This is a genomic window from Phycicoccus sp. Soil802 (assembly GCF_001429605.1).
GTDB lineage: Bacteria > Actinomycetota > Actinomycetes > Actinomycetales > Dermatophilaceae > Pedococcus.
In genome coordinates, this window is record NZ_LMSS01000007.1 from 143060 (window position 1) to 162636 (window position 19577).

16 protein-coding genes are annotated in these 19577 nt (G+C 70.5%); 9 read left to right on the forward strand and 7 right to left on the reverse strand.

Translation table 11 applies throughout. The features are described 5' to 3' along the window. The first annotated feature begins 10 nt into the window (after positions 1–10). Positions 11–277: an exodeoxyribonuclease VII small subunit gene (locus ASG91_RS17610; RefSeq protein WP_056923960.1), complete on the forward strand. Its 267-nt coding sequence runs from the start codon at positions 11–13 to the stop codon at positions 275–277. Positions 278–318: 41 nt separating this feature from the next. On the opposite strand, the gene ASG91_RS17615 is transcribed toward ASG91_RS17610, so the two are convergent. Next, positions 319–876, reverse strand: a complete 558-nt coding sequence (locus tag ASG91_RS17615) for a DUF4245 domain-containing protein (RefSeq protein ID WP_235545756.1) — start codon at positions 874–876, stop codon at positions 319–321. A 97-nt stretch (positions 877–973) separates the two neighbouring features. Here ASG91_RS17615 and glpX point away from each other — a divergent pair, with 97 nt between their 5' ends. Genes glpX through ASG91_RS17635 form a run of 4 tightly spaced genes read left to right on the forward strand, consistent with a single transcriptional unit; the run spans position 974 to position 5194 of the window. After that, positions 974–2020, forward strand: a complete 1047-nt coding sequence (gene glpX / locus ASG91_RS17620; RefSeq protein WP_056923962.1) for a class II fructose-bisphosphatase — start codon at positions 974–976, stop codon at positions 2018–2020. After that, positions 2017–2931, forward strand: a complete 915-nt coding sequence (locus tag ASG91_RS17625; RefSeq protein WP_056923963.1) for a carbohydrate kinase — start codon at positions 2017–2019, stop codon at positions 2929–2931. The genes glpX and ASG91_RS17625 overlap by 4 nt, the downstream gene beginning before the upstream one ends. A 50-nt stretch (positions 2932–2981) precedes the next feature. Further along, complete coding sequence (locus ASG91_RS17630; RefSeq protein WP_056923964.1) at positions 2982–4661, forward strand: fumarate hydratase; 1680 nt, start codon at positions 2982–2984, stop codon at positions 4659–4661. A gap of 14 nt (positions 4662–4675) precedes the next feature. After that, positions 4676–5194 (forward strand): carbonic anhydrase, encoded by a 519-nt coding sequence (locus ASG91_RS17635; RefSeq protein ID WP_056923965.1) that lies wholly within the window; start codon positions 4676–4678, stop codon positions 5192–5194. 94 nt (positions 5195–5288) lie between these two features. Here ASG91_RS17635 and ASG91_RS17640 read toward each other — a convergent pair whose 3' ends face one another. Continuing rightward, positions 5289–5711, reverse strand: a complete 423-nt coding sequence (locus tag ASG91_RS17640; RefSeq protein WP_056924248.1) for an Ohr family peroxiredoxin — start codon at positions 5709–5711, stop codon at positions 5289–5291. Positions 5712–5840: 129 nt separating this feature from the next. Here ASG91_RS17640 and lhgO point away from each other — a divergent pair, with 129 nt between their 5' ends. Beyond that, on the forward strand, positions 5841–7073 hold the full coding sequence (gene lhgO, locus ASG91_RS17645; protein ID WP_056924249.1) for an L-2-hydroxyglutarate oxidase: 1233 nt from the start codon (positions 5841–5843) through the stop codon (positions 7071–7073). Between the two features lie 177 nt (positions 7074–7250). Here lhgO and glmM read toward each other — a convergent pair whose 3' ends face one another. The 3 genes from glmM to rplM form a co-directional block, all read right to left on the reverse strand. Beyond that, a complete protein-coding gene (gene glmM, locus ASG91_RS17650) occupies positions 7251–8606 on the reverse strand; it encodes a phosphoglucosamine mutase (RefSeq protein WP_056923966.1) in 1356 nt (451 codons plus the stop codon). 150 nt (positions 8607–8756) lie between these two features. Continuing rightward, positions 8757–9263: a 30S ribosomal protein S9 gene (gene rpsI / locus ASG91_RS17655; protein ID WP_056923967.1), complete on the reverse strand. Its 507-nt coding sequence runs from the start codon at positions 9261–9263 to the stop codon at positions 8757–8759. 9 nt (positions 9264–9272) lie between these two features. Next, positions 9273–9716, reverse strand: a complete 444-nt coding sequence (gene rplM / locus ASG91_RS17660) for a 50S ribosomal protein L13 (protein ID WP_056923968.1) — start codon at positions 9714–9716, stop codon at positions 9273–9275. A gap of 270 nt (positions 9717–9986) precedes the next feature. On the opposite strand from rplM, the gene ASG91_RS17665 reads away from it, so the two are divergent. Together ASG91_RS17665 and ASG91_RS17670 are read left to right on the forward strand one after the other, a co-directional pair. Continuing rightward, on the forward strand, positions 9987–10598 hold the full coding sequence (locus ASG91_RS17665; RefSeq protein WP_157606417.1) for a helix-turn-helix domain-containing protein: 612 nt from the start codon (positions 9987–9989) through the stop codon (positions 10596–10598). Further along, positions 10595–11878, forward strand: a complete 1284-nt coding sequence (locus tag ASG91_RS17670) for an MFS transporter (protein ID WP_056923969.1) — start codon at positions 10595–10597, stop codon at positions 11876–11878. The genes ASG91_RS17665 and ASG91_RS17670 overlap by 4 nt, the downstream gene beginning before the upstream one ends. 23 nt (positions 11879–11901) lie before the next feature. Here the strand turns inward: ASG91_RS17670 and ASG91_RS17675 are convergent, their stop codons facing one another. Continuing rightward, on the reverse strand, positions 11902–13134 hold the full coding sequence (locus tag ASG91_RS17675; RefSeq protein ID WP_056923970.1) for an MFS transporter: 1233 nt from the start codon (positions 13132–13134) through the stop codon (positions 11902–11904). A gap of 77 nt (positions 13135–13211) precedes the next feature. On the opposite strand from ASG91_RS17675, the gene ASG91_RS17680 reads away from it, so the two are divergent. Continuing rightward, on the forward strand, positions 13212–13715 hold the full coding sequence (locus ASG91_RS17680) for a MarR family winged helix-turn-helix transcriptional regulator (protein WP_056923971.1): 504 nt from the start codon (positions 13212–13214) through the stop codon (positions 13713–13715). Positions 13716–13746: 31 nt separating this feature from the next. On the opposite strand, the gene pulA is transcribed toward ASG91_RS17680, so the two are convergent. Further along, positions 13747–19539 carry a pullulanase-type alpha-1,6-glucosidase gene (gene pulA, locus ASG91_RS17685; protein WP_056923972.1) on the reverse strand — a complete coding sequence of 1931 codons (5793 nt, stop codon included), beginning with the start codon at positions 19537–19539 and terminating at the stop codon, positions 13747–13749. Positions 19540–19577: the final 38 nt, after the last annotated feature.

The window sequence follows — 19577 nt, forward strand, 5'->3', positions numbered from 1 at the left end:
CTCCTCCACCATGGCCAAGGGAGCAGAGAAGGCGACACCCGCCGTCGAGACCGACCGCACCGTCGAGACGGACGGCGCGTTCGACGACATCGCGGAACTGTCCTACGAGCAGGCCCGCGACGAGCTGATCAGCGTGGTCGCCCAGCTCGAGGGTGGCCAGCTCGGGCTCGAGGAGAGCATGCGCCTGTGGCAGCGGGGCGAGGCGCTGGCGGCCCACTGCAGCACATGGCTCGACGGCGCCGAGGCCGCCCTCGCCCAGGACGACCCCGAGGACTGAGGCCCGGCCAGGGCTGCCCGACCCGGGTGGTCCTGCGCAGGTCAGCTGGTCGGGACGGGACGGAGCGTCTCGGCGAAGGCCGTCAGCTCGTCGAACGTGCCGGTGCCGGTCACGATCGTCGTGAGCTCGGAAGCGGTCTCCGCGCGGTGGACGAGGCTGTTCTGCACCTTGCCGCTGCGGACGTAGGTGCCCCACGTCTGGCCCTCCACCTGCACCTCACCGGTCTTGGCGGCGCGGTTGGTCTGCGCCGACACCCACTCGTCGGTGGCGTCCTTGGTCTGCTCGATCGCGACGTAGTTGCCGGTCGGCGACTGGTAGCCGGCGTGCCAGGTCATCAGGCCACCGGTGGAGCGGACGTAGCGCACGCTCGTGGCCTTCCACCCGTCCGGCAGCGCCTCGGGCCGGTCGATCGGCCAGCCGCTCGTCCGCGCCACCTCGACCGAGGTCCCGGCCACGTCGACGGGCGGCTGCGAGACGCTGTTGACCCGGGGCACGATGGCGATGAGGGCGGCCACGATCACGCCGATCACCACGAGCGACCGGACCATGTTGGCCACGGAGCCGTTGGCGTAGGAACTGCGGGGGGCGGGCGTGCTCACGCTCCCATCGTCCACGACCGGGGCACCCCGGCGCCAACCGCCCCCACCACCGATAGGCTGCGGGCGCTCACCCGCCGTCGCGTGAAGGATCCATCGCATGTCCGAGCAGCACCTCCCCTCGTCCTTGCGCGTCGGCGTCGAGGCGCCCGACCGCAACCTCGCCCTCGAGCTGGTGCGGGTGACCGAGGCGGCCGCGATGGCCGGCGGTCGCTGGGTCGGCCGGGGCGACAAGAACGGCGCCGACGGGGCCGCGGTCGAGGCCATGCGCGCCCTGATCAGCACGGTCTCGATGAAGGGTGTCGTCGTCATCGGCGAGGGCGAGAAGGACGACGCCCCGATGCTCTACAACGGCGAGGAGGTCGGCGACGGCAACGGTCCGGAGTGCGACGTCGCCGTCGACCCGATCGACGGCACGACCCTGACCGCGAAGGGACAGTCCAACGCCGTGTCGGTGCTCGCGGTGTCCGATCGCGGCAGCATGTACGACCCGTCGGCAGTCTTCTATATGGACAAGCTCGTGACCGGTCCGGAAGCGGCCGACGTCGTCGACATCCGCCTGCCCGTCGCCGAGAACATCAAGCGGATCGCCAGGGCCAAGAAGGAGACCGTCGAGGACGTCACGGTCGTCATGCTCGACCGCCCGCGGCACCAGAAGCTCGCCGACGAGGTGCGCGACGCCGGGGCGCGGCTGCGGTTCATCTCCGACGGTGACGTCGCCGGCGCGATCATGGCGGCCCGCGACGACACCGGCATCGACCTGCTGCTGGGGATCGGCGGCACCCCCGAGGGCATCATCACCGCCTGCGCCATCAAGTGCCTCGGCGGGGTCATCCAGGGTCGGCTGTGGCCGCAGGACGACGACGAGCGCCAGCGCGCCCTCGACGCCGGGCACGACCTGGACCGCGTGCTGTCGACCGACGACCTCGTCACCGGCGAGAACTGCTTCTTCGTGGCCACCGGCATCACCGACGGCGAGCTGCTCAAGGGTGTCCGCTACCGCGCGGGAGGGGCCACGACGCACTCCCTGGTGATGCGCTCCAAGTCGGGCACGATCCGGCTCATCGAGAGCCACCACCAGCTGGCCAAGCTGCGTGCCTACTCCTCCGTGGACTTCGACCACGCCGGCCCGGGCGGTGCCTCGTGACCCGCCTGCTCGTCGTCGGCGAGGCTCTGGTCGACATCGTCGCCGAGCCGTCCGGGGAGCGCACCGAGCACGTCGGCGGCAGCCCGGCCAACGTGGCCATGGGCCTGGCGCGACTGGGGCACGACGTCGACTTCGCGGGCTGGCTCGGCCGCGACGAGCGGGGCGAGCGGATCTCCGCCCACCTCGCGGACCACGGCGTCCACGTCCTGCCGGAGAGCTTCGGTGACGACCCGACGTCGACCGCCGTGGCGACCCTCGACGACACCGGCGCCGCGTCCTACGACTTCGACCTGCACTGGAACCTGCCGACGATCGCGCTGCCCGAGGGCACCGGGCACGTCCACACCGGGTCGATCGCCACGGTCCTGCTCCCCGGTGCGGCCAGCGTCACCGCGGCCCTCGAGGCCGTGCGGTCGCAGGGCACGGTCTCCTACGACCCCAACATCCGCCCCAGCATCATGGGCGACCTCGACCCGGTGCGAGCCCGGGTCGAGGAGCTGGTGGCCCTCAGCGACGTGGTCAAGGCGAGCGAGGACGACCTCGCGCTCCTGTACGCCGGTCAGTCACCCGAGCAGGTCATGGCGGCGTGGGTGGGTCTCGGGGCCGGCATCGCCGTGGTGACCCTCGGCGCCGACGGTGTCGCCTACCGGGTGTCCGGCGACGACACGGTCGCCCGCGCCGACACCCGGGCCGAGCAGGTCGTCGACACCGTGGGGGCGGGTGACTCGTTCATGGCCGGGCTGGTCTCCGGACTCGTGGCCGCCGGACTGCTGGGTGACCCGGGTGCGCGCGAGCGGCTGCGCACCGCGACACTGGAGGAGGTCCGGCCCGCCGTCGAGCGCGGCCTGGCCACCAGTGCTGTGACCGTCGGCCGGGCCGGCGCGTACGCCCCCGCACTGGACGAGCTGTAGAGCTCGAGCTGTAAGAGCAGTAGCCCCGAAGACAGGAGCACGACGACCCGATGGCCGAGTTCGAGTACGAAGACCTGCTGCCGACCGGTCCGGACCAGACCGAGTACCGGCTGCTGACCACCGAGGGCGTCTCCACGGTCGAGGGTCCCGGCGGCCGCACCTTCCTCCAGGTCGAGCCCGAGGCACTGCGCACGCTGACCGAGACGGCGATGCACGACATCGCGCACTACCTGCGTCCGGCACACCTGGCCCAGCTCCGCCGGATCATCGACGACCCGGAGGCCAGCAACAACGACAAGTTCGTGGCTCTCGACCTGCTCAAGAACGCCAACATCGCGGCGGGCGGCGTGCTGCCCATGTGCCAGGACACCGGCACCGCGATCATCATGGGCAAGCGTGGCCAGCAGGTCCTGACCTCGGGCTCCGACGAGCGGGCCCTCGCCGAGGGCGTCTACGACGCGTACACCCGGCTCAACCTGCGCTACTCGCAGATGGCCCCCATCACGACCTGGGAGGAGAAGAACACCGGCTCCAACCTCCCGGCCCAGATCGAGCTCTACGCCGACACCGCCGAGGGGCACGAGACGGCCTACAAGTTCCTCTTCATGGCCAAGGGCGGCGGCAGCGCCAACAAGTCGTTCCTCTACCAGGAGACCAAGGCGGTCCTGAACCCCGAGCGCATGCTGGCCTTCCTCGACGAGAAGCTGCGCAGCCTCGGCACCTCGGCCTGCCCGCCCTACCACCTGGCCATCGTCATCGGCGGCACCAGCGCCGAGTTCGCCCTGAAGACGGCGAAGTACGCGTCGGCCAAGTACCTCGACGAGCTGCCCCGCCAGGGGTCGATCACCGCACACGGCTTCCGCGACACCGAGCTGGAGGAGCAGGTCCTCGAGCTGACCCGCAACTTCGGGATCGGGGCGCAGTTCGGCGGCAAGTACTTCTGCCACGACGTGCGGGTGGTCCGTCTCCCCCGGCACGGTGCCTCGCTGCCGATCGCGATCGCGGTCTCGTGCTCGGCCGACCGGCAGGCGCTCGGCAAGATCACTCCCGAGGGCGTGTTCATCGAGGTGCTCGAGAAGGACCCGGCGCGGTTCCTGCCCGAAACCACCGACGAGCACCTCGAGGACGAGGGCGACGACGTCGTGCGCATCGACCTCAACCGGCCGATGGACGAGATCCGCGCCGAGCTCACCAAGTACCCGGTGAAGACCCGGCTGTCGCTGTCCGGACCGCTGGTGGTCGCCCGCGACATCGCGCACGCCAAGATCAAGGAGCGGCTCGACGCCGGCGACGGCATGCCGCAGTACCTCAAGGACCACGCCGTCTACTACGCCGGTCCGGCCAAGACGCCCGAGGGCTACGCGAGCGGGTCGTTCGGCCCGACCACGGCCGGTCGGATGGACTCGTACGTCGACCAGTTCCAGGCCGCCGGCGGCTCGATGGTGATGCTCGCCAAGGGCAACCGCTCCAAGCAGGTCACCGACGCCTGCGACACCCACGGCGGCTTCTACCTCGGGTCGATCGGCGGTCCGGCCGCCCGGCTCGCGCAGGACTGCATCAAGTCGGTCGAGGTGCTCGAGTACCCCGAGCTCGGCATGGAGGCGGTCTGGAAGATCGAGGTCGAGGACTTCCCGGCGTTCATCGTCGTCGACGACAAGGGCAACGACTTCTTCGCCTCGACGATCAAGCCGATGGCCATGTCCATCCCCAAGCGCCCCGGACTATTGTGAGCGAGGACCACGCTGTGAGCGAGAACCCAACGACCGCAGGCGATTTCGACGACCTGCTCGACGCCAACCGCACCTATGCGTCGACCGACTTCGCGACGGGCGGCTTCGACGGCATCGCGCACGCCGGCGTCGCCATCGTCACCTGCATGGACTCGCGGATCGACCCGCTGCGGCTGCTCGGGCTCAAGCCCGGCGATGCCAAGATCTTCCGCAACCCCGGTGGCCGCGTGACCGCCAACGCCCTCGAGGCGCTGGTCCTCGGCGTGCACCTGCTCGGGGTCGAGCGGATCCTCATCGTGCCCCACACCCGCTGCGCCATGGCGAGCAACACCGAGGCCGAGCTGCGCGAGCGGGTCGGCGCCTCGGCCGGCCAGGACGCGTCGTGGCAGGGGTTCCACGTCATCGACAACCAGCGCGAGGCCCTGATGGCCGACGTGCGAGCCGTGCGCTCGCACCCACTGATCGGCGACCAGGTCCCGGTCGGCGGGTTCATCTACGACGTCGACACGGGACTGCTCGAGCAGCTGGTCTGAGCGGCCGCGCGCCGACGCAGACGCGGGGTATGCCGGGTGGTGACCACCCGGCATACCCCGCGTCGCGTCGTGGGCGCGTCGGCGGCCTACGCCGTCAGGCGAGGGCGACGGTGACGTCGATGTTGCCGCGGGTCGCCTTGGAGTAGGGGCACCGCTCGTGCGCCGCGTCGACCAGCTGCTGGGCGGTGCCGCGGTCGAGGCCGGGCACCTCCGCGACCAGCGCGACCGCGAGACCGACACCCGTGTCGGTCTTCCCGAGGGTCACCGTGGCGGTGACGGTGGAGTCGGAGGTGTCCAGCCCCATCGCCGTGGCCACCGAGTTGAGGGCGTTGCCGAAGCAGGCGGCATACCCGGCCGCGAAGAGGGTCTCGGGGTTGGCCTTGGGGTTGGCCTTGCTGCCGGGCTTGCCGAGCTTGAGGTGGACGACGCCGTCCGCGCTCGTGACGTGCCCGGCCCGGCCACCCTGGGCGGTGGCGGCGATCGAGTAGAGCGGTTCGGTCAGGGACTCGTGGGGCATCAGCGGGGCTCGCATTCGGTGGGGCGACGGATGAGGACATCCTCGGGGCGGATGCCGCTCAGGACAACGGGGGCGGTGCATCCGTGATTCCAGAACGGCCCCATCACCCGCTCGTCCTAGGCTGTGACGATGCCGACACCGGTGCGCCACCTCGTCATCGGCGGCGGGATCATCGGGCTCACGGTGGCCGAACGGCTGTGCCGCGAGCATCCCGGTGCCGACGTCACCGTGGTCGAGAAGGAGTCGACCTGGGCCACCCACCAGACCGGCCGCAACAGCGGGGTCATCCACTCGGGCCTCTACTACCCGCCGGGCTCGCTCAAGGCAGCATTCTGCCGCGCCGGGGCGGCCTCGCTCACCGCCTTCGCCCGGGAGGAGGGCATCACCCACGAGATCTGCGGCAAGCTCGTCGTGGCGACCAGGGCCGACGAGCTGCCCGGACTCGACCGGTTGCACCAGCGCGGCCTGGCCCACGGACTCGCCGTCACCCGGCTCACCCGCGACGAGGCCCGCGCGCACGAACCCCACGTCAACGCCCTCGCCGCACTGCACGTCCCCGAGACCGGCATCATCGACTACCCCGCCGTGTGCGCGGCCCTGGTGCGCCGACTCGAGCGAGCCGGGGCCACCCTGCTGCTGGACACCGAGGTCCTCGGCCTGGGCAGCGGCGCGGGTCGGGGCGGTGTCGTGGGCGCTCGGGGAGCCGGGGGCATCGTCGTGCGGACCAGCCGCGGCGACCTCCGGGCCGACCTGGTCGTCTCGTGCCCGGGCCTGCAGGCCGACCTGGTGGCGCGACGGCTCGGCCACCGGCCCTCGGCGCGCATCGTCCCCTTCCGGGGCGAGTACTTCGAGCTGCGTCCCGAGGCGACCCATCTGGTCAGGCACCTGGTCTACCCCGTGCCCGACCCCGACTTCCCGTTCCTCGGCGTCCACCTCACCCGCGACACCGACGGGCACGTCCACGCCGGCCCCAACGCGGTGCTCGCCCTGGCCCGCGAGGGGTACGACTGGCGCACCGTGCGCTGGCCGGACCTGCGCGAGACCCTGACCCACCCGGGCTTCTGGCGACTCGTGGCCCGGCACCACCGGGCCGGGGCCGCCGAGGTGGCGCGCTCCCTGTCCCGACACCGCTTCGGGGCGAGCCTGCGCCGGCTGGTGCCAGAGCTGCGTGACGACGACCTCGTGCCGGCCGCGGCCGGGGTGCGCGCCCAGGCCCTGCGGGCCGACGGTTCGTTGGTCGACGACTTCCTGATCGAGCGCGCCGGGTCGGTGGTCCACGTCCTCAACGCGCCGTCCCCGGCCGCCACGAGTGCCTTCGAGATCGCCCGCCACATCGTGCACCTGCTCGACGAATCCGCCTGAGCCGCAACAACTTCCTCTCCGCCCAACTTTATCGGGTCAAGCAAGAAGCTTGACCTTCACCCCAGAACCGAAGTCGAGCGAAGGTCAACGTTCCCCCATGACCCGATAAAGCTGTGGCAGGTGAGGTATGCCGGGTGGTGACCACGCGGCATACCCCGCCTCTGCGTGGCGGGGCGGTCAGAGCGAGAGGCGCGCCTTGACGACGTCGACCAGGCGGTCGGCGACGGCCTGGGCCTGCTCCTGCTCGGCGGCCTCGACCATGACGCGGACGACCGGCTCGGTGCCGGACTTGCGCAGCAGCACGCGGCCGCTGCCGGCGAGCGCCTCCTCCTCGGCCTTGACGGCCGCCTTGAGCTCGTCGTCCGTCTCGACCCGGGCCTTGTCCACGCCCTTGACGTTGATGAGGACCTGGGGCAGTCGGCGCATCACGGTGGCCAGCTCCGCCAGGGGCTTTCCGGTCTCGGCGACGCGGGCGGCGAGCATCAGGCCGGTGAGCACGCCGTCGCCGGTGGTGCCGTGGTCGAGGAAGATCACGTGCCCGCTCTGCTCGCCGCCGAGCGAGTAGGAGGACGCGCGCATGTCCTCGAGGACGTAACGGTCACCGACCGCGGTCTGTCGCACCGCGACGCCCTCTCGCTCCATCGCCTGCAGCAGGCCGAGGTTGCTCATGACCGTCGCCACGAGGGTGTCCTGGGCCAGCGCGCCGCGGGACTTCAGCGACACGGCGAGGATCGCCATGATCTGGTCGCCGTCGACCTCGGTGCCGGTGTGGTCGATCGCGAGGCAGCGGTCGGCGTCACCGTCGTGGGCGATGCCGAGGTCGGCGCCGCGGGCCACGACGGCAGCCTTGAGGTGGTCGAGGTGCGTCGAGCCGTAGCCGTCGTTGATGTTGAGGCCGTCGGGCTCGGTGCCGATCTCGTAGACCTCGGCGCCGGCCAGCCGGAACACCTCCGGCGAGACCTGGCTGGCTGCACCGTGGGCGCCGTCGATGACGACCTTGATGCCGTTGAGACGGTTGGGCAGGACGGTGAGCAGGTGGGAGATGTAGCGCGTGTGGCCGTCGGGCATCGTCACGACCCGGCCCACGTCGGGGCCGGTCGGGCGCTCCCAGTCCTGGTCGAGGCGGGCGGCGATCTCGTCCTCGATCCGGTCGTCGAGCTTGTGCCCACCGGCGGCGAAGAACTTGATCCCGTTGTCCGGCATGGCGTTGTGCGACGCCGAGAGCATCACGCCGAAGTCCGCGTGGGTGTCATCGGTGAGGAAGGCGATCGCCGGGGTCGGGAGGACGTTGGCGTGGTAGACGTCGACACCCGCCGAGGCCAGGCCGGCGATCACGGCGGCCGAGAGGAACTCTCCCGAGGCGCGGGGGTCCCGACCGACGACGGCCTTCGGGCGGCGCCCGGCTCGACGCGCGTCGTCACCGAGGACGTGGGCGGCAGCCACGCTGAGCCGCAGCGCCAGCTCGGCCGTGATGTCGACGTTCGCGAGCCCGCGAACCCCGTCGGTACCGAAGAGTCGTGCCGTGGTGGGCATGAAGAGGAAGCCTTTCGATCAGGTGCGCGGACGGCCGCGCCGCGTGGGCAGGGCCGGGCGCACGGGCATCTGGCGTGAACCTACCCCCAAAGACGCCGGAGGCGGCACCCGAGTTGGGCGCCGCCTCCGGACGGGTACTGCAGGGGCAGATCAGCGCTTGCTGTACTGCGGAGCCTTGCGGGCCTTCTTGAGACCAGCCTTCTTGCGCTCCGGGACGCGGGCGTCACGGGTGAGGAAGCCGGCCTTCTTGAGGGCCGGACGGTTCAGCTCCTCGTCGATCCCGTTGAGCGAGCGGGCGACGCCGAGGCGGACCGCACCGGCCTGGCCGGAGGGGCCACCACCGTGGACGCGCACGAGCACGTCGTAGGCACCGTCGAGCTCGAGCAGCGTGAACGGCTCGTTGACGATCTGCTGGTGGACCTTGTTCGGGAAGTACTGCTCGAGGGTGCGCCCGTTGATCTTCCACTCGCCGTTGCCGGGGACGATGCGCACGCGGGCGATGGCCTGCTTGCGTCGACCGGTCGCGGCGCCGGGCACGGTGGCACTGGCGCGACGCGCGGGCTCGTCGGAGGAGACAGGGCCCTCGGACTCGGAGGTGTACTCGGTCAGCTCGACCTCGTCACCCTCGACAGGGGTCTCAGTGTTGATGTCAGTCACAAGAAATCCTTACTGGGAGACCTGGGTGATCTCGAACGGGACGGGCTTCTGGGCGCTGTGCGGGTGCTCGGAGCCGGCGTAGACCTTGAGGTGGGTCAGCTGCTCACGACCGAGCGTGGTGTGCGGGAGCATGCCGCGAACGGCCTTCTCCACGGCCTTGGCCGGGCTCTTGGCGAGCAGCTCGGTGTAGGAGGTGCTCTTGAGGCCGCCCGGGAAACCGGAGTGGCGGTAGGCCTTCTTCTGCTCGAGCTTGGCGCCGGTGAGGGCGACCTTCTCGGCATTGATGATGATGACGAAGTCGCCACCGTCGACGTGCGGGGCGAACGTGGTCTTGTGCTTGCCGCGCAGGAGGATCGCGGTCTGGCTCGCCAGGCGACCCAGGACAACGTCCGTGGCGTCGATGACGTGCCAGGTGCGAGTGACCTCGGCCGGCTTCGGGGTGAAGGTGCGCAAAGTTCTGAACCTTTACATCGGAATTACATGAGGAAATGCGATGGTTCGGTATGCCGCGTGCGCCCGAGGCGCACGATCCGCCGGGCGGATCGGTGGTGTCGCCTTACGAGGGCGCACGGCACAACAGTGCTCAAGTTTACGGGCAACGCGCTGTGCACCCAAATCGCCGTTGAGGCCGCCGCAAACAGGCCCTGACCTGCGGTGATGCACGTGCACATTTCCTGTGCAAAATACTTGTGCAAACGAAGTGTGCAAAGGTATTGTGCACGCATGGCCACTTCTCGTACCCAGATCGGCGACATGACGGGCCTGCGCCTCGACGCCGCCGCCCTCAAGGTCCTGGCCCACCCCCTGCGCTCGCGGCTGCTCAGTGCCCTGCGCGTCGACGGGCCCGCGACCGCCACCGCACTGGCCGCACGGCTCTCGACCAACTCCGGGGCGACCTCCTACCACCTGCGCAAGCTCGAGTCGGTGGGGCTGGTCTCGGACAACGGCGAGGGCGAGGGCAAGCGCCGGCTCTGGCAGGCGGCCACCGACTTCCACACCTGGGAGGCCAGCGACTTCGCCGGCGATGAGGACTCCGAGACGGCGCTCAACTGGCTGGTCCGCGACTACGCCCGCCACTTCTCCGAGAAGTTCGAGCAGTGGCTCGACGTGCAGGAGACCTGGCCGGTGGAGTGGCGCGACGCCGCCGGCATGAGCGACAACTTCGTGGTCGCCACCCCGGAGCAGGTCGAGCAGCTCAAGGCCAAGCTCGACGAGCTCCTCCTGAGGTACCGACGGGTCGGGCAGGGCAACCCGAAGGCACGCCGCCTCGCCGTCTACTACGCGGCATACCCACTCGACCTCGACCGGGTCCCGACCGGCAAGGACGTGTCATGAGCAGCCTCTCCCCCACCGCGGCCAAGCGGGTCTTCCTCATCCTGAGCACGACCCGCTGGCTCCCGGTCGGCTTCGTCGTCGGCATCTTCACCCTCGTGGCCCGCGAGCGCGGCCTCACGATCCAGCAGATCACCCTCTACATGACCGCGCAGGGGATCATGGTCTTCCTGCTCGAGCTGCCGACCAGCGGGTTCGCCGACGCGCTGGGGCGGCGTCCGCTGTTGCTGCTCGCCGGGGTGGTCAACATCGGGGCGGGCGTGGCCTTCCTCTTCGCCCAGTCGTTCTGGCAGTTCGCCCTGTCCGCGGGCCTGATGGGGGTCTACCGGGCGCTGGACTCCGGCCCCCTGGAGGCGTGGTACGTCGACACCGTGCACGAGCGCGAGCCCGGCGCTGACGTCCACCGCGCCATGTCGGCGCAGGGCGTGCTGGTCGGCGTCGGCATGGGTGGGGGCGCCCTGGTGTCCGGTGGGCTCGTGGCCTGGCACCCGTTCCGTGACTCGAGCGCCCTGCTCCTGCCGATCCAGGTCTTCGTGGCGCTGTGCGTCGTGCACCTCGTCGCGACCATCGCGCTCCTGCGCGAGACCCCGCGCAGTGACGGCCGGATGCGGGCCCGGCTGGCCGACTCCGTGCGCGAGACCCCGGTGGTGGTGCGCGACGGGATCCGCCTCGTGACGCGCAACCGCGTGCTGGCCGGGTTGGTCGCCGTCGAGCTGTTCTGGGTCATCGGGATGATGGCCTACGAGACGCTGATGCCCCTGCGCCTGTCCGACCTGCTCGGCTCGGAGGCCGAGGCCGGCGCCTGGATGGGCCCGGCTGCGGCCGGCGGCTGGGCGCTGTTCTCGGTCGGCTCGTGGCTCGGTGGCCGCGCCGCCGACCGTTTCGGGCTGGTGCAGGCCGCTGTGCTGGGTCGGGTGCTCAACGGCCTCGGCGTCGTGGCGATGGGCCTGGTCCTCGGACCCGCCGCGCTCATCGCGGCCTACCTCGTGACCTACTCGCTGCACGGCGCCGCGAGCCCTGCCTACATGGGCCTGATGCACCGCGAGGCGAGTGCGCGGAACCGCGCGACGATCCTCTCGCTGGGCTCCCTGGTCATGCAGGCCGGTGGCGCGGTGGCCGGCCCCCTCCTGGGTCTGCTGGCGGCCCACACCTCGATCGCGACCGCGATGGTCGTCGCCGGTGCCGTCAGCACCGTGGGCTTCGTCTGCTTCCTCCCAGCCTGGCGCCGTGGCCGGCTCGAGCCGGTCGACGAGCTCGAGGTCGAGGACGCCACCACCGCCTAGCTCCGTCGCGTGGGTGGACGGCCTCAACCGAGGGTCGCGAGGGCCGGCTCGGGCGCGGGGACACTCGTCGTCCGGCGCAGCTCGCGCGACCCGCGGACCAGCATCGGTGCGAACGACGCGAGCGCCATCACGACGGCGGCCACCAGGATCACCCGACCGGTCCCGTAGGTGTGCGCCAGCGGTCCGGCGAGGGCGTTGCCGGCCGGGATCGCGACGAACGACGTCAGGATGTCCCACGACGACACCCGTGCCAGCACCGAGTGCGGTACACCGTCCTGCAGCGCGGTGTCCCAGCAGACCGAGAAGTACATCAGCCCACCGAAGGCGACCACCGCCGCGCCGATGACCGCGGCCAGGTGGCCCGGCCACGCGAACGCCGCCGCGAACAGCGACATCAGCGCCACGCAGGGCCAGCCGACGAAGAGCGGGCGACTCGGCGGCATACGCAGCGCCAGCAGGCCACCCACCAGCCCCCCGGCGCCGGAGGCCGCGGAGATCCACCCGAGGGCGGTGGGGCCGCCCAGGTCGCGCACCGCGATGACGTCGACCAGCACGGTCACCGCCCCAAAGGCTGCGTGGTATGCCGTGGCGGCCAGCAGGCCGGCCAGCAACCAGCTGCGGCTGGTGACCTCGTGCCACCCCTCCCGGAGCTCCGCGAGCAGGCCCACGCGCGCGGCGCGCGGGGCGTCGACGCGGATGGCTGCCACCGTGCCCGCCGACACGAGGAAGGAGGCGGCGTTGACCACGAAGGCCCAGGGGGCGCCGGCCCACGCGACGAACACGCCGGCCGCGGCGGGGCCGAGGATGAAGGCGGAGTTCTGGAGGATGTTGAGGGTGGCGTTCGCCGCGTGCCGCCGGTCCGCCGCCACCAGCAGCGGGCGTAGCGAGACGAAGGCCGGCCCGAAGAAGGCGGCGGCACCACCGGTCACGGCCGCCAGCCCGCAGAGCAGCGGCACGCTGTCCTGGCCGGTCGCGAAGTAGCCGGCGGTGCCGAGGGCGCTCAGGGCCCGCACGACGTCGCTGGCGACCATGATCCGTCCCGGCGACACCCGGTCGGCCCAGACGCCGCCCACGAGCGTGCCCGCCAGGCGGGCCGCCATGGTGGCTGCGAGGACGAGACCGAGCTCGCTGGCGCTGCCCCCGCCGGCGAGGACGGCGACGGCCAGGGCGATCGGCGCGAACGCGTCGCCGAACCACGACAGGCCCTGGCCGACGGCCAGGAGGCGGAATCCGCTGGGGGCTGGACTGGAGGTCATGCGAGAAATATTAGTACACCATCTAACTATCTGTCATCTAACTCTCAGACGGTATCCAGATCTGCCACACTGGTTCCATGGCCAAGCAGCAGGAGCAGGACTGGGTGGACCAGCACGTCGAGCGCTGGCGGCGGACCTTCCGGGGGTTCGACCCCGAGGTCGAGGGCGCCCTCGTGCGGATCGGGGCGATCAACCGGCACGTGAAGCGCGCCAACGCCACGGCCTTCGGTGAGCTCGGGCTGGGGCCGGCCGAGTACGACACCCTCCACACCCTGCTCATCCAGCCCGAGCCCAACGAGACGACCCCCGCCCAGCTCGCCGAGGCGTGCCACGTCACTCGCGCTGCGATGACCTCGCGGCTTGACCGGCTGGTCGAGCTGGCCTACGTCACCCGCGAGAGCGACCCCCTCGACCGGCGACGGATCATCGTCCGGCCCACCCAAGCCGGACGGGCCGTGTGGAAGCAGGCCCTCGAGCTGGCCGTCGTCCGCGAGAAGCAGACCCTGGCGGTGCTGAGCGAGGCCGAGAAGGTCCAGCTCAACGCCCTCCTGCGCCGCATCGTCCTCGGCCTCGAGACCTGACCCCGGCGAGTCGGGGCCAGGTCCCGAGTCGTCAGGGCTGGAGGAAGACCGCCACGGTCCTCGGCGGCACGGTCGCGGTGCCTGCGGCCGCATTCCACGTCGACGTCTTGACGACGGCGTCCGAGCCCTGCTGCTGCACCGGCGACAGAGCCAGGGTGGCGCCGGCCAGGCCGGGCACCTTCTGCGTCACGGCCGTCGGCGACGCGTTGAAGACCACGACCAGGCCCTTGAGCTGCGGGTCGACGTCCGCGCCCTTGGTGTCGTCGATCCGCATGGCGATCACCCCGGGGTGGGCGTCGGCCGTGCCGCTGGCTGGGAAGGAGACCTTGGCGTTGATCGCCGAGGCACTGCCCAGCCGGAACAGCCGGGTCGAGAACCGCAGCCGCAGCAGGTCCTGGGCCTGCGCCGTGGCGCTCTGCACGTCTGCTGCTGCCGGCTTGAGCGCCGGGTTGGCCAGCAACGGCTTCTGGAACGACCACTTCGACTCGTTGTCGCCCTTGAGCGGCAGCCCGTGGCCGAAGCCGTTGTCCGCGCCGGTCCAGTCGAGCGTGTTGAACCAGTCCGAGCTGTCATAGCTGTTGCGGTCCAGCGACTTCGACCGGAGCAGGTCTGCGCCGGCGTGCCAGAACGACGGAGTCTGGGCGAGGGCGGTCGTCGAGAGCGAGAGCGTGTTCATCCGCACTCGGTCGCTCATCGAGGTCGCCACCGGCAGCTTGTAGGTCAGGCTGTCGAACAGCGCCTCGTTGTCGTGGGCATCGACGTAGGTGATCACCTCGTCCGGCTGGTCGGCATAGCCCGCCGGCTGGCCGTTGTAGTCCACGTCCTTGCCGGTCACCACGGAGCCATTCTCGTTGAGCCGCAACGAGAATGACCTCAGGTTGCCGGCCAGACCGAGCTCGACGAGATCGGTGTCGTGCTTGAGCCGGGTCGCCGCATCCGGGTTCGCCCCGAGGTCGCCGTTGGGGTCGGTGGCCTCACCGCTGCCGAACCCCTGGACCCGCGGGTTGTCGTCGAACGGTCCGCCACCCCGCACGGCGTCACGCAACCGGTCCGAGAACGTCCCGATCCCGGTGCCGCCGAGCTGGCCCTGGGTGGCCTGCACGAACCGCGCGTTGTTCGCGACCTCGCCGAAGTTCCAGCCCTCGCCGTAGACGTAGACGGACTTGCCGTCGACGCCGTCCTTGCTCAGCGTGAGCTGGTCGAGGGCAGCCCGGACGGCCAGCATGTTGGCCTTGCTGTGGTGCCCCATCAGGTCGAACCGGAAGCCGTCGACCTTGTAGTCCCGGGCCCACAGCACGACCGCGTCGACCATCGCCTTCTGGGCCATGGCGTGCTCGGTCGCGACGTTCTGGCAGCAGGTCGACGTCTCGACGGCACCACTGGCGTTGAGGCGCTGGTAGTAGCCCGGCACGACCTTGTCGAGCACGCTGGTCTGCGCCTGCCCCGAGGTGGGGGTGTGGTTGAACACCTGGTCGAGGACGACGCGCAGCCCGTCCTGGTGGAGCGCCCCGACCATGGTCCGGAACTCCGCGACCCGCGCTCCCCCGTCGGCCTTGGCTGCCGTGGAGGCGTAGGAGCCCTCGGGTGCCATCCAGTGCCACGGGTCGTAACCCCAGTTGAAGGCGTCCTTGGCGCGGATGGCGTCGAGGCAGGCCTGCTGCTGGTCGCTGTCCGGCGGGTAGGACTCGAGGTCACAGCCCGGGGTCTGCTGGTTGGCCGGGTCCTCGGGGATCGACGCGATGTCGAAGGTCGGCAGCAGGTGCACCGTGTTGAGCCCCGCGGCCGCGAGCGCCTTGAGGTGCTTGGTGCCGTTGCCGTTCTCCGCGAAGGCCAGGTAGGAGCCGCGGTTCTCCGCGCTCACCGTCGGGTCGTTGACCGAGAAGTCACGGACGTGCAGCTCGTAGATGGTCGAGTCGACGTCCTTGGCCAGCGCCGGCGCCTTGGCCGTGCGCCACGACGAGGGTTGGTATGCCGCGTCGCTGAGGTCGACGGCCACCGACCGGGTCGAGTCGAGGGTCAGGGCGACCGAGTAGGGATCGGTCACCTGCGTCGTCTCGACCTTTCCGGTGCTGGGGACGTAGACGGTCACCTCGTAGAGGTAGCGCGCGTTGCGCACCCCTGCAGACCCCGACCACGAGCCGTCGGACCCGCGCGCCAGGTGGGTTCGGGTCGCGGCGCTGGCCGGCGCATCGGCGGCCGCGCCAGGGGCCCAGGTGAGCAGGTCCACCCGCTGCGCCGTGGGCGCCCAGATCCGGTAGGCGGGCGAGCGCCCGGCGAAGGTGACGCCGTAGGCGCGCTTGCCCGCGTCCGCGGCATACAGGTCGTCGAGGACGTAGGCGATCTGCACACCCGTGGCGTCGATGACCCGGTTGAGGGAGTCGAAGACCCCGACCGCGACCTGGCCCTTGAGGATCTCGGGCACCTGCTTGGCGGTCTTGTCATCGAGCCGCAGCGCGAGGTAGCCGGCGAGCTCTGGATGGGCGGCGACCACCGTGGCCGACAGTCCCCGCGGGTCCCACGTCAGCGGGGCCGACGAGCCGCCGACGATGTCCTCCGCGTCGACACTGAGCCCACCGGTCGCCGACCAGGCCAGCCGCCAGCGCAGCAGCGCGGGGTTGGCGCCTTCGGGGACCATGCCGGCAGGCGCGGCGATGAGGTCCTTGCCGACCCAGACCGCCCGCTGCTTGGTCAGGTCGGGGGCAGCCCCGGCCCTGGCGGCCTTGGCCGTCGCGACGTGCGTGCTGATGTCGTAGGAGATCGAGACCACCATGCCGTCGGCCGGTACGGTCAGCGAGATGTTGCCACCACCCGGCGCGCCACCGGCGCCGAAGTTCACGTCCCAGCTCAGGCCGTGGGTGATCTTGAACTCGTAGGTGCCGGCCGGCACCTGGTCACTCGACCAGGTGAAGATGCCGTCGCCGTTGGGGTCCTGCAGCCACGGTCGCATGCAGTCCGGGCTCCAGTCGGCCGGGCAGCCCAGCTCGGACTGGAACGACCCGGGCGCGGTGACGATCGGACCCTGGGCGTTCGAGGTCACGTAGTGCGTGCCGTGGTCGTAGTAGAACGTCACGCCGGTGGCGGGCGGCGTGTAGCCGATGTTGTCACCCCCCGGCACTCCTCCGGCCCCGTAGTTCTCGTCCCAGGACTTGTTGATCGCGACCTTGTAGGCATAGGTCTTGACCGGGAGCGTGGTGTAGGTGCCCTTCCAGATCTGGTCCTTGGGGTCGAGCGCGAGCTGGGCCTGCGGGCAGTCCGGCGACCAGTCCGCGGCACACCCCATCTCGGAGTTGTGGTCACCGGGGACGCTGGCTGCATCCGGCTGGGTGACCGGCCCGACGTTGCCACCGCCGCCAGCGGCCTTCGGGTCGCCCACGATGCCGTAGCTCGACGACGCCGAGAGGTGGCCCACCGAGTCCTTGGCCACCGCGCGGTACTCCACCAGCGTGCCCTTGGGCCAGGCCGTCGTGTCGCTGACGTCGTGGAAGACGCGGTAGGGCGCGTTGTCGTCGGTGCCCAGCTCCTGCCACGCCGTCGTCCCCACGGGGCGGGCGAGGAAGGAGACCTGGGCGAACGTGTTGTCCGCGATGCCCGCGCCGATCTCGGCACGGCCGCCGACGACGTCACCGGCACCGGGCGAGGTCAGGTAGACCGCGGGCGCCGACTTGGGCTTGTCCATCGGGCTCGTGGCCTTCCACACGGAGACCGACTGCGCCGGGAGGGTGACGGCGAGGCGGCCGTCCTTGGCCGAGCGCACCGACGACGTGGTGCCGTAGACGGGCGCGAACGTCTGGTTGTGGCCGTACGTCGCGAAGGTCGCGGACTTGGCCGTCGTCGCGTTGTTCAGGGCGACGACGTACTCGACGCGCTGGTCCTTGTCGATGCGGGAGAAGGCGAACAGGCCTGCGTTGCTGCTGGCGTAGCGGTGCACCTGCGCACCGTCGGCGAGGGCGGGGTTGGCCGCCCGGACCGCGGACAGCTCCTTGATGTGCTGGTAGAGCGGCGCGCTGGTGTCGAACCGCTCCTTGGCGCCCGGCTCCCCGCCCAGCACCTGCTCGCTCGCGTAGCTGGGGACCTGGGTGGCGAACATGTCCTGCCGGGCGGCCTTGTCGCCGCCGGAGCCCATGAAGCCCTGCTCGTCGCCGTAGTAGGTGATCGGCTGGCCCCGGGTGAGGAACATCAACGAGTCGACCAGCTTGACGCGACGCATGAGGTCTGCGGCGTCCGCGCTGGGACCCTTGAGGAGCATGGCGACCCGACCCATGTCGTGGTTGCCCGTGAAGGTCGGCAGCTCGTAGGCGTTGGAGTCGGTGTCGGTGTAGTAGTCGTCGTCGGCATAGAGGTCGCGCAGGTCGGTCCCCGACTTGCCCTGCACCCAGTTGACCGACTGCGCCTGGAAGCCGAAGTCGAGCGTGGCCGGGAGCTTGCCGGTGGTCGTGAAGGTCGACATGTAGGACGGCCGCGAGTCGAAGACCTCGCCGAACATGAAGAAGTCGTCGTTGCCGTCCTTCCTGGCCTGCTCCAGCATCGCCGGGCTGAACTTCTGCCAGAACTCCATGTTGACGTGCTTCACGGTGTCGATCCGGAAGCCGTCGACGCCGAAGTCCACCCACGCCTTGTAGATGTCCTCCATGCCCTGCTCGACGTCGGCCTGCTCGGTGAACAGGTCGTCGAGCCCCACGAAGTCGCCGTACTCCGAGGACTCACCGGCGAAGGTGGAGTCGCCCCGGTTGTGGTAGTTGGTCCGGTCGTTCAGCCACGCCGGCACCTTCACCGTCGCGTCGGCGGGGGTGTTGAAGACCGGGTGGTACGGGAACGAGGTGTTCGGGTCCAGGGCCGGGAAGCCGGGTTTGCCGGCATACGCCTTGTCGTCGAAGACGTTCCCGTCGGCGTCCTTGTAGGGAGAGGTCGCCTTGTCGATGTAGGAGTACTGGCCCTCGGAGTAGTTGATGACGTCCGCCGTGTGGTTGGTGATGATGTCGAAGAAGACCTTCATCCCCTTCGCATGGGCTGCCGAGATCAGGGCCGTGAGGTCGGCGTTGGTGCCGAGGTGCGGGTCGACCTGGGTGAAGTCGGTGATCCAGTACCCGTGGTAGCCGGCACTGTCGTTCGGCGGGGCACCCTGCACCGGACGGTTCTTGAACGACGGCGTGAGCCAGATGGCCGTGGTGCCCAGACCCTTGATGTAGTCGAGCTTCGACTGGATCCCCTTCAGGTCACCACCGTGGTAGTACCCGCTGTTGGTCGGGTCGTAGCCGGTCTGGAACTTGTCGCCGGTCAGCCCACCCTTGTCGTTGGTCGGGTCCCCGTTCGCGAACCGGTCCGCCATGACGAAGTAGTAGCGCTCCTTGGTGAGCGGCTCGCGCAACGAGTCCGCGGCATACGCCTGGTCGGCACTGGTGGCCGGCCCCGACAGCTGGACCGGTCGCATGCCCACCTGGTGGCTGACGTCGTCGTAGGAGAACTCGATGCGCGCCGGACCCTTGAGGACCAGCGGGATGTTGCCGCCGTTCTTCGCCCCACCCGCACCGTAGTTCTCGTCCCAGGAGTGGTTGATGACCACCTTGAACTCGTACGAGCCCGCGGGCACGTCGAAGACCTTCGCGTATGCCGTGGTGTTGCCCACCTGCGTCAGGTCCGTCGTCGTGCAGTCCGGAGCCCAGTCACCGGGGCAGCCGAGCTCGCTCTGCAACGAGCCGGCCAGCGTGGCCGTCCGGGGCACCGGGTCCGCGGCGGACGCGGGACCGGCCGCCAAAGGCACCCCCACCCCGGCGAAGATGACGGCAGCGCTGCTGAGGGCAGCAAGAAGGGTCTTGGTACGCGCCATGACAGCACCGTCCTGGTCAACGGGAGTTCGGGGGAACC